A 14,593-nucleotide genomic window follows, 5' to 3' on the forward strand; every position below is an offset into this window, starting at 1 on the left:
GCCGAGATGCGCAGACTGCTCCAGCTGCCCAGCGCCGACCCGCCGCTGCTGATCGACGCGGACCTGCGCCCGGAGGCGCCCGCGCTCCGCCCCGGCGGGAGCGTGGGCGCCGCGTCACCGCACGCTCAGTCGCCCAGCGCGGCCCGCATCTTGGCCAGTCCCCGCATCCGGTTGCGCTGTACGGTTCCCCGGTGAGCGCCGAGCCGCTCTCCTGCCGCGTCGTGGCTGAGACCCTCCAGGTCCACGAGGATGACCGCGGCGGCCTCCTTCGGCGACAGCAGGCTCAGCAGCGCGATCGCCACGGAACGAGCCTCGCAGCGTTCCACACCGCCGTCCCAACGGGGTTCGGGCAGCCGGTCGGTGCACATCTCCCGCCGGGACGGGCGCAGCCACGAGTCCCGCAGCAGGTTGAGCGCGGCGGCGCAGGCGTAGGCGTACGGGTGCTGCTGACGGGCCAGGGTGTGTCCCCGTGCTCGCCGGGCGAGCCGTAGATAGGTCTCCTGCAGCAGGTCGTCGGCGTCGTACGGATTGCCGGTCAGGGTCAGCAGCCGCCGGCGCAGCCGGGGCATGGTCTCGGTGAAGACCGCGTCGAACTCGTCCGGGCTCATGCCGTCGAGCGGATGAGCGGTGTCGGTGCCGGTGCCTTTGGTGATGTCGGTGCTTTTGGCGGTCAGGGTGATGGTGTTGCAGGGCTCGGTGCTGTTCATCTGGCGTTTCCCCCATTTCGCCTGGCGTGCCGCCGGTCATGCGGCGCCAGGTGTGTGCTGGTTCTGGTCGGCGTCCGGTGCGCCGGCCGGTCGTGCGAGAAGAGACGGTGCGGATGACGACCGTGCGGAAGGCGGCGTCGTGCGCAAGCGCGGCGAGCGGCTCAGGTCGGCGCGCCGGGGTGTGACCCGGGGCCCGTATGCCGTTCCCCGCTCTTGCGGAGAAGGTCGACGGGACCGTAGCGGGCGGCCGGCTCCCGGCGCAGCAGGGCCCAGTAGCGGTCCCCGTACGACCAGTGCCACCACTCCGTGGGGTAGTTGACGAATCCCGCGGACATCAGCGCCCGTTGCATCACGGCCCGGTTGGCACGGGCCCGCGCACCGATGCGCGGCGCGTCCGTGCGGCACGCGCCGTCGCTTTCCTCCGGCGTGGCGTTGACCTCGGTGCCGAGCGGCAGTTCCGTGCCGTCCTCGGTGCACAGGGTCAGGTCCACCGCGCTCCCCGTGACGTGCGGGGCGACCTCGGGCGGCGAGATGTAGGCGCTCGCCAACTCCCTGATACGGGCCGGGGACGCGTCGGGGTGTGCGGCGTGCAAGGCCGTCGCGTACCGCTCGAAGTAGCTGCTCTGCAGCCCCGGCGGCCGGTATCCCTCCACCAGCAGGAAGCGCAGCCCCTGGGGGAGCGTCCGCTGGGCCTCAAGGAGCCGTCGCAGCACGCCGGACCTGAGCCGGGCGTAGGCGCCGGCGCCGTCGGCCTGCCGGTCGTCGAGCCGCAACTCCGGTGTGTCTCGCACATCGACCAGCGGCTCGCCGCAGTCGTCCACGACGACGGCGGCGACCCGCGGATCGGAGAGGGTGATGAGGTCGGTCACGCACCCGAGCGTGCCGGGCGCCTCTGCAAAAACTCTGCAGATGCTCTGCAGGTCCCCACGGGAGCCGCCGTGCGGGGCGCCGGCCGCGTTCGCCGCACGGGATCGGGCACAGGCTCTCGGTCTCAGCCGCGCTCAGGGGCGATCCTCCCGCGCCTCCCGGCTGTCCAGTGCGCGGAAGGTCTCGTAGGCCTGCCGGCGGGCCTCCTCGGCGGCCTGGTGATCACCCCGGAAGGCGTGCACCTCGGCCAGGTCGCGCAGCGTGCGCGCCCGCCACAGTGGCAGGCCCAGCTCTTCCCAGAGCGCCAGCGCGCGCCGCAGGGGCTCCTCGGCGTCGAGCGGGGCGCCCGACGCCAGGTGCCACTCGCCCCGTGTACGCAGCACCAGGGCCTCACCGAAGTCGTCCTGGCGTTCCCGGGCCACCCCCAGACAGCGGTCGAGACGGCCGCTCGCCCGCTCCAGGTGCCCCTGCCGCAGCTCCACCTTGGCCAGCGCCTGCTCGGTGTACATCAGCCCGAAGCTGTCACCGAGGTCGGTGAAGACCCGCAACGCCTCGGCCAGCAGGCCCTCCGCGTCCGTCAGCGCGCCGCGCGCCCGGTGGCACAGGGCGAGCGCCCGCAGGGTGAGGGCCTGGCCCTGCCGGTCCCCGGCCCGCCGGAACAGCTCCATCGACCGGGACAGCGCCTTCCGTGCCTCGTCGTCGCGTCCCTGCTCGCGATGGACGTAACCGATCCCGTACAGGGCCCGGGCCCGGCCCGCGTCGTCGCCCAGCTCCTCGAACCGCCGCAGGGCCAGGCCGAGCATGTCCGACGCCTCGGCGAACCGGGCCTGTTCCCGGCGGACGCCACCCATTCCGGCCAGGGCCGTCGCGCTCCCTCGCGCGGCGTCCTCCCCGGCCCCGGCGGTGCGGTCGTCGGGCCCCGGGCCCGCGCCCGTGGCGTCGGTCGTCCCGCTCCCGCGCTGTTCGTCGAACAGGCCCCGGGCCCGGGCGAAGTAGGCGTACGCGTCCTCGAACCTGTCCTGCTCGTAGCGCAGTTGGCCCAGGCCGATGAGCAGCCATGCCTCGCCCTCGCCGTCACCCTCGCGGCGCACCGCGTCGAGGGCCACGGTGTGGGTCTGCGCCCACACGTCGAACTGGTTGTACAGGGCGGCCGAACTCGCTATCAGGGCGCCGGCCAGGTCGCGTGCCGAGCGGGTCATGCCCTGGCTCGCGCAGTGGTGGACGCCCGCGACCAGGCAGCTCTGCTCGGCGGCGAACCAGGCGGACGGCCGGGACACCAGCCGGTCCTGCGTGGCCCGGTCGAGCGGGCACTCCACACGCGGCCGGGCGAGCAGCCAGGAGACCCCTCCGGGGCCCTGCACGGCGGCGCGGTCGGAGAGCGCGAGCCAGCAGGCCACCAGCCGCTGCACGGCCGCCGTTCGCTCCGCGAGGCTCTCCTCGGTCAGGCAGCGCTCACGGGCGTGTTCCCGGACGAGGCCGTGGATGCGGTAGCGGTTCTCGCCGGTTCCGTCGGTTCCGAGCACCTCGATGAGATGGCAGTCGACGAGCCGCTCGACGGCCTCCTCCGCCTCCTCCGTGCCAAGGTCGAGGAGGGGTGCGGCGATCCAGGCGGCGAAGTCGGGCAGGTCCATCAGCGCCAGCCGGCGCAGTGCCCGGCGTTCGGGCGGGTCGAGCTCCCCGTAGCCCAGTTCGAGACTGGCGCGCACCTCCAGGTCGCCCACCCGCAGCTCGTTGAGGCGGCGGTGTTCGTCCCGCAGCCGATCGGCGAGACGGCCGGGACTCCAGTGCGGGCGCGCGGCCAGCCGGGCACCCGCGATGCGCAGGGCGAGCGGGAGTTGACCGCACAGGGCGACGATTTCGGCCAGGTCCCCGTGCGCCTGCTCCGCCCGGGGCCGACCGGCCACCGTGGCCAGCAGCTCCAGTGCCTCGTCGGCGTCCGGCACCGACAGGTCGAGGCGGTCCACGCCCTCCAGCGCCGTCAGCCGCCTTCGACTGGTGATCAGCACGGCCGAGCCGGGGCCGGGCGGCAACAGCGGCCGGACGTGGGCCTCGCTCGGGGCGTTGTCGAGTACCAGCAGGACGCGTCGGCCCGCGACCTGGGTCCGGTACAGCCCGATCAGGTCGTCGGTCCCGGACGCGGTCTCGTGATCGACGCCCAGCGCCCGCAGCAGCCGGGCGAGGGCGTCGGCGGTCGCGAGCGGGGCGGTGTCCGAGCCGCGCAGGTCGAGGAAGAGCCGGCCGTCCGGGAAGAGGTGCGCGGCGCGGTGCGCCGCATGGACGGCGAGCGCCGTCTTGCCCGTGCCGGGTCTTCCGGAGATCACTCCGACGGGAGGCGCGGTCCTGACGGGATCGCGGGCCCGGTCGAGCAGGGTGGTGGCCCAGGTGACCTGCCGGGCCCGGCCCACGAAGTCGGCCACGTCCGGCGGCAGATGGGACGGTGAGCGGGCGGGCGGCGGGGCGGGCGCTCGCCGGGGCCGGGAGGGTGAGGGGTCGTGCTCGGGTACCGGGGAGGAAGGCGCGTGTTCGGCCTCGTCCGACGTGGTGGGTCCGACCCGGGTCCGCGGTCCGGGCGGGGTCGCCGGATCGCGGGTGCCGGGTACCGTGGCGCCGCCCTGTGCCGGCTGGGGCGGACCGGCGGCCGGGTCCTCGGCTCCGACCGCTTCCGGCCGCCGGACACCCGCGAGCAGGGGGTCGTTCCGCAGGACCGCCAGATGCAGGGCGCGCAGTTCGGAGCCCGGTTCCAGGCCCAGGTCGGTACGCAGGATGTCACGGCCCTCCCGGAAGACGCGCAGCGCGTCCGGCGCCCGGCCGGTACGGAACAGGGCGGTCATCAACTGGGCTCGCGGTCGCTCGCGCAGCGGATGGGCGGCGACATGGGCAAGGAGGGGAGCGACGACCTCACTGGCCTGCCCCAGCCGCAGGCGCAGTTCGTAGAGGTCCTCCTGCGCCACGAGCCGCAGCTCCGTCAGGCGGGCCGCCTCGATCCGGGCGAAGGACTGTCCGACGCCTTCGAGGGCGTCCTGCCCCCGCCACAGCTCCAGGGAACCGGCGAGCAGATCGAGTGCCTCCGCGCCGCGGCCTGCGGCGGCTGCCCGCCGTCCGGCGGACACCAGGTTCTCGAAGCGGCGGGCGTCGATCTGTTCCGGGGCGAAATCGGCCACGTAACCGGGGGCCCGGGTGCGGATCGCCGGGGCCGCGCCGACCGGGGACAGCGCGCGGCGCACCGCGGCCACATGGGAGGCCACCAGCGCGCCCGCGGTGGCGGGCGCCCGCTCCTCCCATACGAGGTCCACGAGCCGCGGGGTGGAGAGTACTTCGCCGAGGTGGATGACGAGCGCGGAGAGCACCGCGACGGGCTTGGAGCCGCCGAGCCGCACGCACCGGGTGCCGTTCTCCCATACCTCGACCGGCCCCAGCAGGCGCACTTCGAACATCGTTCCCCGCCCCCGACCCACCACCGCTGCAACGGATGACAACGATAGGCGCGCGCCACGCGAGGACATGCCGAAAGCCGGGCCGCTGTCCGGTTCCGAGCGGTCCGGTGGTATCGCGCCGACGCTGGAGGCAGCCGCCGGGCGGGCAGTGGCCGATGCGGTGTTCCTCCCGATGCGGTCGGTGATGGGCCGGGTCCGCCGCCTCGGCCGGGGGCGGACATCTGTGGGACGGGACGGAGGCATTCCCCGTATGACCGGGTTCGGCGGTCATACGAGTGCGCCCTCCGGCACGTCACCACACCGACAAGGGCGCACGCCGCGTCCGCAGGCTTCGCCGACCGCCCGTTGCGGAGCGGTTCCGAAGACCCCCGGAGGAAGAACGATGACGACCAGCCGCTCCACGACGACGCGCTCCCTGCGCCGCGCCCTGCCGGCCGGGGCCGTCGCCGCCGCAGCGTCCTTGCCCCTGCTGTGCTCGGCGCCGGCCGGGGCCGCCGCGGACGACACCAGTGTGTACGTGTGGGCGACCGGCGTGAACGTCCGGGTCTGCCCGGAGGTGTCCGCCGCATGCCCGCCGATCTCCGGGGCGCAGATCGGCAAACGGTGGGTCACGGCGTTCTGCCAGCGCACCGGGAGCGAGGTGGCCGACGGCCCCTACCGCAACGACTGGTGGGTGCAGGTCGACGCGGGCGGCCCGATCGGCTGGGTCAGCGCGGTGTACGTGCGCGGCGGCAACAACGACGAGCCGATCCCGGGACTGCCGGAGGACGACTTCTGCCACTGACAAGCGGTCGCCGACGGCACCGCGAGAACGGCGTCACGGACCGCCGACTCCACGACTCCAGAACGAGAGGGGCACCACCTGTGTTCTCGAAGATCACGACTCGCCTGTTCTCCCCACGGGCCCTGCTCACCGCCCTGCTCGGCCTCACCGCCCTGCTCGGCCTCACCGCCCTGCTCGGCCTCACCGCCCTGCTCGGCCTCGCGGCGGCCCCCGCCCAGGCTCAGCAGGGCACCTGGCCGGTCCATGTCTGGGCCGACCAGGTGCGGGTGCGCACGTGCGACGGCACGTCGTGCGGACTGGCCACCACCGAGCAGCTGACCGACGTCACCGTGCAGGCGATCTGCCAGCGGTGGGGCGGCTACGTGTCCGACGGCCCCTACTACAACCACTACTGGGTCGAAGTCATCACGCCGCACGGCACGGTCGGCTGGGTGAGCGCCGTGTACGTCAGCGGCGGCAACAACGACGAGCCGGTCCCCGCGCTGCCGGAGGACAGCGACTGCCGCTGACGACGCGGCACCGACGGCACCGCGAAAGCGGCGTCCCTGACCACCGAATCCACGACGTCCACAACGAGAGGGGCACCACCCGTGTTCTCGAAGATCATGACTCGCCTGTTCTCCCATCGCGCCGCGCTCGCCGCCCTGCTCGGCCTCACCGGCCTGCTCGGCCTCGCGGCGGCCCCCGCCCAGGCCGATCCGTCGCTGTCGCCGGTCCACATCTGGGCGAGCCAGGTGCGGGTGCGCGACTGCGCGAGCACGTCGTGCGACCTGGCCACCACCGAACAGGTCACCAACGCCACCGTGCAGGCGTTCTGCCAGCGGTGGGGCGGCTACGTGTCCGACGGCCCCTACTACAACCACTACTGGGTCGAGATCATCACGCCGCAGCACCACCTCGGCTGGGTGAGCGCCGTGTACGTCAGTGGCGGCTCCAACGACGGCCCCGTGCCCGGCGTGCCGGTGGAGACGGACGACAGCCCCGTCTACTGCGAATACGTGTAAGCCGGTCAGCACGTTGACCACGAGTCGTCACACACACAGAGAGAGAGCCTTCATGTCCATCCACTCCCCGTCCGGGCGACGCACCTGGCGCAGGACGGCGGTCGTCCTCGCGGCCGTCGCCTCCCTGAGCACGGCTCTGGCCGGCGCCGCCGGCGCCGCGGCGCGCCAGCCCGAAGGGACCCGGGTCACCACGGTCGCCACCGGTGCGGCCGACGCGGTCGAGCACTTCGGCAACATGGCGACCGGTGGCTGCCTCGACGACAGCTTCGCCTACGGATTCCGCGGATTCGACTGCAACGGCCTCGACTTCCAGAACTGGAACGTGCACATCTGGCAGGGGGACGGCACGCGCCAGTTCCGCAACATCGCAACCGGCCGGTGCTGGTACGGCGGTGTCCCCGAAGGCGCCCACCCGTACACCACTGACTGCGATTCGTCCAAGGAGCAGAGCTGGTGGGTCTACCCCCGCGGTGACCGGGTGAGCTTCGAGAACCAGGCCACCGGCCTGTGCCTGGACGACAGCGAGTACGGCCTGCGCATGCTGAAGTGCACCCAGAACCGCAACCAGACCTGGCGCTGACGCGGCGCCGATGGTTCCGCGTCTGCCCGGGCGGGGACGGTCCGGGCAGACGCCTTCAGGCCCCTTCCGGGGAGTTCGTCCGATGCCGTGCCGGACATGGTGGGGACCGTGCCCTCCACGAACAGGCGGTGTCCGGTGCCGAGGACGACCGGGAGGTCAGCAGGTGCATTCTCAGCCACCCTGGTTCTCGGCCGCTCTGCCATCGCGAGGTCATGTGTGGGGATCAGGTGCCCTCCACGATGAGACTGCCTGCCGTAGGAGCCGGTGGCGGCCGCCTGCGGCGACTCGCGTGAGATCATCCGTCCATGAGCAGCGATCTGGAAGTAAGCGCTCTGGCGATCAATGTCGTGATCCCGCAGTCGCTCCGCTGGACGGACACCCGACGCGGCGAAGCGTTCACGCTGACCACACTCAACGTCCGGCTTCTCCCGGACGGCCACCTCGCCGTGAAGGCCTACGGCAGACCAGTCGGCGGTGGTCGCGGCGCGTACGTCTCGTTCCCTGTGCCCGATGAACCCGAACTGGCGGCCCTGGTCTCCGACGCCGCCGGCCGTGCCGGGGCCTTGTGGGCCGCCCATCGCGGTCTCGGCTGATCGTCACAACTGACTGACGCGGAAGGGAAGTTCATCGAGCGGTACCTGCCGCTCGGCGAGTACGGCTGGACGACGCCGCCCATCTGATGCCGCCACTGGGGGTGGGCGCGAACCTCGCGATGCTGGAAGGCGCCGAACCCACCGAGTCCATCGCCGCAGAACCTGGAGATCTGGACGAGGTCGTCCGCGCCTTCGAGGAGCAGATGCGGGCACGGGCCGGCGGGTGGGCGACGATAACGACGGCCGGTCTGGAACGCCTTGTGAGCCCGGACCCCGTCGAAGCCCTCGCCCAGGAGTTCGCGGCTGCCACGGGGGAGAGGCGCCGAACGCTCGGCTCGGCGCGGCTCAGACGAAGAACGCGTTCATGCCCGGGACGTCGGACAGGTAGGTCTCGATGCTCGCGATCTTGCCGTCGTGAAGGCGGCAGACGGTGGAGAGGTGTTCGTCCAGCCGGACCTCGCCCCGGCGGGCGGTGTTGTGCAGGGACAGGGCCATGTTCTCGGCACTGACCAGGATGTGCAGCAGCTCGAAGCGGAGACCGTAGGAGGCGATCTTCTTCGCCCGCTCCACGACCGCCTCCGCGCCTTCCGCCGTACCGGAGACGGTGTTGTCACCGGGGAGCGTCCAGGTGGCGTCATCGGTGAGCAGGGCCCGGATGCCCTCCCAGTCACGGGCGGTGAGACAGGCGTGGAACGTCCTGCCGAGCTGGTGCTGGACCTCGTACTGGGTCATCGGGTGTCTCCTCGGGACCAGGAAGTCGGATCGGAGAAGGTGACCATCCCCGCGGTGGCGCGCCGCGCCGGCTTCAACCCCAGTCCCCTCTACCGCCGTTGGGGGACTGTCTCCGCCCTCCTGGCGGACGTGGCCGCCCAGCGCCAGGCGGAGGGGACGCCGGAGCTGCTCGGTGATCTGCGCAAGGACCTCGAACGGGCCGCGGTGTGGACGCTCACCGACCTGTCCCGGCCGGGAGGCGTGGCATTCTTCCGTGCCGAAGTGGCACCGGACGTGGATGAACGACGGGCCGGGCTGCGCGAGTGCCTGGAGCGGGTCAGCACCCGATTCCACGCCGCCCTGGAGGCCGCGGCCCGGCGGGGCGAGGGGGCACCCCCACTGGAGCGGGTGCTGGATCACGTGGTCGCGCCCCTCTATTTCCGGGTGGTGTTCTCGATCCCGGAAACGAACGAGGACTACGCACGCGGCCTCGTCGCCGAGTTGTGCGACTCCGGGTATGTCGCCCCTGCGACGCCGGACCCGGGCCGGAACCTCAGTACGGGCCACTGTCAGGAGCCGGCGCTCGCGCGCGGGCCGTCACGTTCCCGGCGCGGTGGTCGAGCGGGGTGACGTCCAGTTCGCGCAGCGCGTCGCGGTGCCGTGCCAAGGCCGCTCCGATCACCTTCATGTCGCCCGCGGAGGCGAGTCGGGCAACCCGGATCGCCCAGGAGATCACGACCGCCCCGTTCGGCGCCCGCACCGCCGGACAGCCCCCTGGTGAGCAGCCGTCATCGCTGCGTCACCGGTATGGGATTCGCCCCCGCTTCCTCCTTCCGGGCAGGCATGCGCAGGGCCACGCACGCCCGGACGGAGCCAGGCCCGGCGGGCCCGGCCCGGTCCGGTCAGCGGCATGTCAGGGTCCGGTCAGCGGTTCCTGGCACGGTTGTTCCTGTGACCGGCACGGGAGACCGAACGCCGGACGCTGGGAGAGGTGCCCGGAGTGGTTGATCGGGGACCAGCGAGCTCGCCTCACGGTCGGGCCCCTCAGGGGCCCACGCAGGTTCGAATCCTGCCCTCTCCGCCAACGCCGACGCCGCCGCGCGTCGTCGGGTGCCGGAGCGGCAGGGGCGGGCGTAGGCCCAGTGGTCCGGCAAGGTGCGCCCTTGCGGATCGGTGCCGGTGGTGAGGACGGGCTGGTCGACGCTGGTGGGCGGCCCTGCCACCGCCGGGCGCGCCGCGCCGCGCCGACGGTTGGCGGTCGCGAAGAAGCCCGTTTCCAGCGCCTCTTGGGCTGCTAGCCTGCGCGCATGGCAGACCTGGGGCCCCTACCGTGGCCGCCCGACCCGATCAGGACAGAGAGACTCGTGCTTCGCGCGCCCGAGGCCCGGGACCGTGCGGCGTTCATCGAGCTGCTGGCCTCGCCGGAGGTGCACGTCTACCTCGGCGGCCCCCGCCCCCGTGACGACCTCGACCGCGAGTTGCCCGAGGTGCCCGAGCGGTGGCCCGGGAGCTTCGTCGTCGAACTCGGCGGGTCGATGATCGGCCAGATCCTGCTCAGGAGAGCGACGGAGCACCGTCGCCCGGCTGCCGCGGGGAAGGCAGATCTCGGCTACCTGTTCCTCCCACGGGCGTGGGGATTCGGGTACGCCGCCGAGGCGTGCGCGGCGGCACTCGACTGGTTCGACGACGTTCTTCCCGGCGAGCCGGTGGTGCTCACCACCCAGACCGCCAACGCCGGCTCGATGCGCCTCGCGGCCAAGCTGGGGTTCGCCGAGATGGAGCGGTTCCGGGCATGGGACGCCGAGCAGTGGCTCGGCCTGCGGCCCCCGGCCACGCCGTCCGCTTGAGCCCGGGGTCGCCGGGTCGGGCGGCCCGAGAGTGAGACTCCCTCGGGCCGTCCGACCCGCGGGCCCGGACCGCATCCACCGGTTGCCGACCGGATCGATGGGGACGCCGACGAGGTCATGAAGGACGTATGCGGCTACGTCGTGGAGATCTTTCGGCGATTCCCGAGCCGTACTCGTCGCGGGCGACAGGCGCCTGCCGGAGGAGGACGCACGCTCTGCCGGGCCACAGCGGCAGCACCCCGGCACCACGGGCCGCGCTGCGAACGGCGGGACCGGTGTCTTCCTCACCCACGCGGCACCTTCCCGCCGGGGCGGGGGAGCCTCAGCAGTCCGCTTCCTCCCGCATGTCGAAGGCTTCACGGGCGCGTGTGACAGCGGCCATGTTCTTTGAGACCCACTCCAGCAACACGTCGACGGGATGCCGCAGGGTCTTGCCCAGTGGGGTGATCCGATACGTGATCGCCACTGGGCGGGTGGAGACGACCTCGCGCTCGATCACGCCGTTCCGTTCGAGTCGCCGGAGTGTCGCGGTCAGCGACTTCTGCGTGACCTGCGGGATGGCTCGGCGCAACTCGTTGAAGCGGCACGGGCGTTCGCACAGTTCGCTGAGAACGCTGAGCGACCACTTGTCGAGGACCTGGTCGAGCAGTTCGCGATGAGGAGGGCCGATGAGGAACTCGTCGTCGGTGTCCATGGAGAAACCTGGTCTCGTTGAAGTGTCCTTCTTCCACTAAGTAGCTTACGGATACCTAGAACAGAGGGAGAACACCGATGACCGTCCAGCACTTCACGCCGGAAGGCATGCTGCAGCCGGCTCCGTATCACCACGTGGCCGTCGGGACCGGCACGACACACGTCCACGTCAGTGGGCAGGTCGCACGCCGGGCCGATGGGACTCCGGTCGCACCCGGCGACCTGGCCGGGCAGGTCGCCCAGGCACTGCGCAACACCTCCCTGGGACTGGCGGGTGCGGGCGCGTCGTTCGCAGACGTGCTGCGTCTGACGTTCTACGTGACCCGGTGGAGCCCGGAGAAGATCGGCGACTTCATGGCCGGTGTGGAGGCCGTCGCCGACGAGATCGGGCTCCGGCTCCCCATGCCGCCGGCCTCCCTGATCGGTGTCGACTACCTCTTCGAGCCGGATGTGCTCGTGGAAGTCGAAGCGACCGCGCTTCTCGGCTGACTCCTGGGGAATGTCTTCCAGCCTCGTCTCCATGTGATCGCCACCGTGTGAGCCGAGACGGAGCACCCCGGTCGGCGAGTGGTGCCGGCCGGGGTGCTCGGTCCCGCGATTCCGGGCACAGGGTGAGCCGACCCGCGTCGGCGTCGCAGCCGACGGCCGCAACGCGCCCCGGCGAGCCCCGGGGGCATCGCCGCATCACCGCCCGCGCGACGAGACGCCCGTCGTGACGATCCGCGGCTGTTGCCGCTTCGTCGGCGACCACCGCCGTCCTTCGGTGATGCCACCTCCGGTCGCTGCTCGGGCCAGGTCGACACCGGGCATCTCCCCGCCGCTCATGCCTCAAGTCCCATCTGACCAGCTGTCATCTTTGCTCCGTTTCGGGGTATTTCCTGTTCCAGGGGCTGCCCGTTGAGGTTGTTCTCTGTCGACTCGACGGACCACCGCTCCACCAGGGGTGGCCGCCACAAGTGTTGACGCCGCGTCAGGTTCCAGAAGTGGTACAGCTCCCTCGCGGCGCGCAGCGGCTGCACCCGCGTCGAACCCGCCTGCTCGACAGGGCGATGCGACGGCGGATGAGTCCCGGAGTCGGCGCGCTGCCCGTTCCGGTCCTGGCAAGTCTCACCGTGCGCGACCCAGGTCCCATGGGAGCAGAGGACTGCCTGGCCGCGCGGTAATGACATTCTGTAACGCTGGAAGACCTTACGGAACGCCGGACGACAAGCGGTATGCCGGGCGCACGGCGATGATGGGGAGAAACGATGAAGTTCTGCTTTCTGGTGGAGGAGCAGTACCGTCACGACGGCATGCCCGTCGAGGTGATCCGCCAACTCGCCGCCTGGGGACACCAGGTGGACGTGTTGCGCCCCGGCGGTTCCCTGTTGCGCCTGACCGAGGCCGTACAGACGAGCAGTCATGACGCGTGGGTGCTCAAGACGGTCTCCGGCGGTCCGGGCCTCACCCTTCTCGAAGCGGCGGCCTCGGCCGGCCTGACGACGATCAACAGCGCACGGGCGATACGCGGAGTGAGGGACAAGGCGCTGGCCGCCGCGGTCGGCCTCAGCCACGGGCTGCCCCTGCCTGTGACCTACGCGGCAGCGCTGCCCGAACTGCTGCTGGAGATACCCGAGTCGGAGTATCCGATCGTGGTCAAACCCGCTGACGGCAGCTCCGGCCGGGCCGTGCACCTGGTGTCCTCCGCGGGCCGGCTCGCCGAGATGCTCCCCGAACTGGCGGGGGAGGGCATGCTCATCGCCCAGCCGTACGTTCCCAATTCGGGCATCGACATCAAGGTCTACTGCGTCGGCGACGAGCTGTACGCCACCGAGCGCCGATCCCCGCTCCACCCCGACCACGCCGTACGGGAGCGCCGGGTGCCGTTGTCGGCCGAGATCGCCGCGATCGCTGCTCAGGTCGGCGTGGTCTACGGCCTCGATCTGTACGGTGTGGACGTGGTCCTGGGCCCGAACGGACCTGTGGTCGTCGACGTGAACGACTTCCCCAGCTTCCGCCAGGTCCCCGACGCGCCGGCGCGCCTGGCAAGAGCCGTTCTCTCCCTGGCGTCCGGTGCGACGTCCGGGGCGACTGCGGCCGCGCAGCCGTCGCTCGGCGCCGCTCCGGTTCCCCTCACGGCGGGCAAGACGGCATGAGAATCGGCCTGATCACGTCTGATCCCAGCCACCCGCTGCTGAGCCTCACCACAGCCCTGCTCGCGCCCGACCACCACGTGGATGTGCTGGATCCGCGCACGCCGCTGCCCGTTCCCGGACCGCTCGCCGACGTCTACCTCCTGAAGGCACGTACTCCACGTGCTCTCGCACTCGCCCGGACCATGGAGCGACATCGTGCCCGTGTGATCAACTCGGCCGCCGCGACCGAACTGTGCCAGGACCGCACCTCCATGGCGGCACTGGCGCTGAGTTCCGGCCTCCCCTTCGCGGCCACGCGCACCTTCTCCACTCTTGCCCGGCTGGCGTCCGGGCCGGCCCTGTCCGGACCCGCGGTGGTCAAGAGCCGCCACAGCCGGCGGCACGATGTGGTGGCCCGCGTCGACAGCCCCGCGCAGCTGCGGGACCTGGCCGCCGCCCATCCGGACGAGCCGGTCGTGGTCCAGGATCTCGCCCCCAACGACGGCTGGGACTACAAGCTCTGGGCGATCGGCGACCGGCTCTTCGCCGGCCTGCGCCGTTCGGAGCTTTCCCCCGAGGGACGCGGTCCCACACGAGCGCTGCGCCTCGACGATCTGCCGCGCGGATGGCCGGCCCTGGTGCGCCGCGTCGGCGAGGTGTTCTCCCTCGACGTCTACGGCGTGGACATCATCGACAGCGGCCACGGCGCCCCACTGATCGTGGACATCAACGCCTTCCCGGGCGTCCGGGGACAGTCGGGCGCTCCCGAGGCTCTCGCGGCGCTGGCCCTGTCCCGGGCCGACGGGGCCGGTGCGGACCGGCTTTCATGCCGTGGCGCCGGGGATGCGGGTGGGAGCGGTCGGGACCGCCTCGTAGGGCGGACCTCGTCGTCCGGGTCGGCCGCCGAGGACTGACCGCTCCGGCGTGCACCCGCCGTGACACCACGCGAGCGCTCCGGCCGCGGCGCTCTCCCCCTCACGATCGGCCGCCGTTCCCGCCGGGCGCGCGGTGATCACTCGCGTCGGCTCGGTGCCCGACCCGGCGCGCGGCAAGGACTCGAAGTCGACGCCCCTGCCGTCGTCGTAGTCACCGGGACCGGGCGGGCGACCCGGAGCTGGACGGCCGGGACGGACACGCTGACGACCGGCTCCGCCATGGGGACTGATCCGCGGCGAACGACCGCCGCCGGGCGGACAGGGCCCGAGCGGTGGCGCCCGGACGCGCCCGTCGAACCGGAGAGGTTCGTCGCCCGGCTCCCG

At 72.2% G+C, this 14,593-nt stretch carries 15 protein-coding genes and 2 pseudogenes; 12 read left to right on the forward strand and 5 right to left on the reverse strand.

The genetic code is table 11. From position 1 onward, the window contains the following. Nucleotides 1-125: 125 nt before the first annotated feature. The 3 genes from ACWDD7_RS18175 to ACWDD7_RS18185 all read right to left on the reverse strand — a co-directional run bounded on the left by ACWDD7_RS18175 (nt 126) and on the right by ACWDD7_RS18185 (nt 5,008). Nucleotides 126-608, reverse strand: a complete 483-nt coding sequence (locus ACWDD7_RS18175) for an RNA polymerase sigma factor (RefSeq protein WP_450458158.1) — start codon at nt 606-608, stop codon at nt 126-128. A 260-nt stretch (nt 609-868) separates the two neighbouring features. Then, entirely contained in the window at nt 869-1,576 is a 708-nt protein-coding gene (locus ACWDD7_RS18180; protein ID WP_450458031.1) for a M15 family metallopeptidase, read from the reverse strand. A gap of 132 nt (nt 1,577-1,708) precedes the next feature. Further along, nucleotides 1,709-5,008: an AfsR/SARP family transcriptional regulator gene (locus ACWDD7_RS18185; RefSeq protein WP_450458032.1), complete on the reverse strand. Its 3,300-nt coding sequence runs from the start codon at nt 5,006-5,008 to the stop codon at nt 1,709-1,711. 382 nt (nt 5,009-5,390) lie between these two features. Between ACWDD7_RS18185 and ACWDD7_RS18190 the strand changes: the two genes are divergently transcribed. From ACWDD7_RS18190 to ACWDD7_RS18215, 6 genes and pseudogenes are all read left to right on the forward strand, one after another. Then, on the forward strand, nt 5,391-5,792 hold the full coding sequence (locus tag ACWDD7_RS18190; protein ID WP_450458033.1) for a peptidase M23: 402 nt from the start codon (nt 5,391-5,393) through the stop codon (nt 5,790-5,792). Between the two features lie 80 nt (nt 5,793-5,872). Further along, a complete protein-coding gene (locus ACWDD7_RS18195) occupies nt 5,873-6,301 on the forward strand; it encodes a hypothetical protein (RefSeq protein ID WP_450458034.1) in 429 nt (142 codons plus the stop codon). A gap of 81 nt (nt 6,302-6,382) precedes the next feature. After that, a complete protein-coding gene (locus ACWDD7_RS18200) occupies nt 6,383-6,796 on the forward strand; it encodes a hypothetical protein (RefSeq protein ID WP_450458035.1) in 414 nt (137 codons plus the stop codon). A gap of 52 nt (nt 6,797-6,848) precedes the next feature. Then, nucleotides 6,849-7,376 carry an RICIN domain-containing protein gene (locus ACWDD7_RS18205; protein WP_450458036.1) on the forward strand — a complete coding sequence of 176 codons (528 nt, stop codon included), beginning with the start codon at nt 6,849-6,851 and terminating at the stop codon, nt 7,374-7,376. A 305-nt stretch (nt 7,377-7,681) separates the two neighbouring features. Beyond that, nucleotides 7,682-7,969, forward strand: a complete 288-nt coding sequence (locus ACWDD7_RS18210; RefSeq protein ID WP_351879650.1) for a hypothetical protein — start codon at nt 7,682-7,684, stop codon at nt 7,967-7,969. 65 nt (nt 7,970-8,034) lie between these two features. Continuing rightward, nucleotides 8,035-8,259: pseudogene (locus tag ACWDD7_RS18215) on the forward strand (FAD-dependent monooxygenase); the annotation flags it as partial. A 55-nt stretch (nt 8,260-8,314) separates the two neighbouring features. Here the strand turns inward: ACWDD7_RS18215 and ACWDD7_RS18220 are convergent. Then, nucleotides 8,315-8,701 (reverse strand): nuclear transport factor 2 family protein, encoded by a 387-nt coding sequence (locus ACWDD7_RS18220; RefSeq protein WP_450458037.1) that lies wholly within the window; start codon nt 8,699-8,701, stop codon nt 8,315-8,317. Between the two features lie 39 nt (nt 8,702-8,740). Between ACWDD7_RS18220 and ACWDD7_RS18225 the strand changes: the two genes are divergently transcribed. The 3 genes and pseudogenes from ACWDD7_RS18225 to ACWDD7_RS18235 all read left to right on the forward strand — a co-directional run bounded on the left by ACWDD7_RS18225 (nt 8,741) and on the right by ACWDD7_RS18235 (nt 10,527). Beyond that, the gene (locus tag ACWDD7_RS18225; RefSeq protein WP_450458038.1) at nt 8,741-9,310 is read left to right on the forward strand and encodes a TetR-like C-terminal domain-containing protein; all 570 of its coding nucleotides are present in this window, start codon (nt 8,741-8,743) and stop codon (nt 9,308-9,310) included. A 355-nt stretch (nt 9,311-9,665) separates the two neighbouring features. Further along, nucleotides 9,666-9,764, forward strand: a pseudogene (locus ACWDD7_RS18230). Nucleotides 9,765-9,987: 223 nt separating this feature from the next. Continuing rightward, on the forward strand, nt 9,988-10,527 hold the full coding sequence (locus ACWDD7_RS18235) for a GNAT family N-acetyltransferase (protein WP_450458039.1): 540 nt from the start codon (nt 9,988-9,990) through the stop codon (nt 10,525-10,527). 322 nt (nt 10,528-10,849) lie between these two features. Here ACWDD7_RS18235 and ACWDD7_RS18240 read toward each other — a convergent pair whose 3' ends face one another. Next, on the reverse strand, nt 10,850-11,221 hold the full coding sequence (locus ACWDD7_RS18240) for a winged helix-turn-helix transcriptional regulator (RefSeq protein ID WP_450458040.1): 372 nt from the start codon (nt 11,219-11,221) through the stop codon (nt 10,850-10,852). Between the two features lie 77 nt (nt 11,222-11,298). Between ACWDD7_RS18240 and ACWDD7_RS18245 the strand changes: the two genes are divergently transcribed. The 3 genes from ACWDD7_RS18245 to ACWDD7_RS18255 all read left to right on the forward strand — a co-directional run bounded on the left by ACWDD7_RS18245 (nt 11,299) and on the right by ACWDD7_RS18255 (nt 14,248). Beyond that, nucleotides 11,299-11,709 carry a RidA family protein gene (locus ACWDD7_RS18245; RefSeq protein WP_450458041.1) on the forward strand — a complete coding sequence of 137 codons (411 nt, stop codon included), beginning with the start codon at nt 11,299-11,301 and terminating at the stop codon, nt 11,707-11,709. Between the two features lie 758 nt (nt 11,710-12,467). Continuing rightward, complete coding sequence (locus tag ACWDD7_RS18250) at nt 12,468-13,355, forward strand: ATP-grasp domain-containing protein (RefSeq protein ID WP_450458042.1); 888 nt, start codon at nt 12,468-12,470, stop codon at nt 13,353-13,355. Further along, nucleotides 13,352-14,248 carry an ATP-grasp domain-containing protein gene (locus tag ACWDD7_RS18255; protein ID WP_450458043.1) on the forward strand — a complete coding sequence of 299 codons (897 nt, stop codon included), beginning with the start codon at nt 13,352-13,354 and terminating at the stop codon, nt 14,246-14,248. The genes ACWDD7_RS18250 and ACWDD7_RS18255 overlap by 4 nt, the downstream gene beginning before the upstream one ends. Nucleotides 14,249-14,593: the final 345 nt, after the last annotated feature.

The sequence above is a fragment of the Streptomyces sp. NPDC001056 genome (assembly GCF_053598955.1).

Coding starts and splice junctions, on each gene's coding strand:
- ACWDD7_RS18175 (WP_450458158.1), bottom strand. CDS start 608: ATGAGCCCGGACGAGTTCGACGCGGTCTTCACCGAGACCATGCCCCGG.
- ACWDD7_RS18185 (WP_450458032.1), bottom strand. CDS start 5,008: ATGTTCGAAGTGCGCCTGCTGGGGCCGGTCGAGGTATGGGAGAACGGC.
- ACWDD7_RS18190 (WP_450458033.1), top strand. CDS start 5,391: ATGACGACCAGCCGCTCCACGACGACGCGCTCCCTGCGCCGCGCCCTG.
- ACWDD7_RS18205 (WP_450458036.1), top strand. CDS start 6,849: ATGTCCATCCACTCCCCGTCCGGGCGACGCACCTGGCGCAGGACGGCG.
- ACWDD7_RS18210 (WP_351879650.1), top strand. CDS start 7,682: ATGAGCAGCGATCTGGAAGTAAGCGCTCTGGCGATCAATGTCGTGATC.
- ACWDD7_RS18220 (WP_450458037.1), bottom strand. CDS start 8,701: ATGACCCAGTACGAGGTCCAGCACCAGCTCGGCAGGACGTTCCACGCC.
- ACWDD7_RS18235 (WP_450458039.1), top strand. CDS start 9,988: ATGGCAGACCTGGGGCCCCTACCGTGGCCGCCCGACCCGATCAGGACA.
- ACWDD7_RS18240 (WP_450458040.1), bottom strand. CDS start 11,221: ATGGACACCGACGACGAGTTCCTCATCGGCCCTCCTCATCGCGAACTG.
- ACWDD7_RS18245 (WP_450458041.1), top strand. CDS start 11,299: ATGACCGTCCAGCACTTCACGCCGGAAGGCATGCTGCAGCCGGCTCCG.
- ACWDD7_RS18250 (WP_450458042.1), top strand. CDS start 12,468: ATGAAGTTCTGCTTTCTGGTGGAGGAGCAGTACCGTCACGACGGCATG.
- ACWDD7_RS18255 (WP_450458043.1), top strand. CDS start 13,352: ATGAGAATCGGCCTGATCACGTCTGATCCCAGCCACCCGCTGCTGAGC.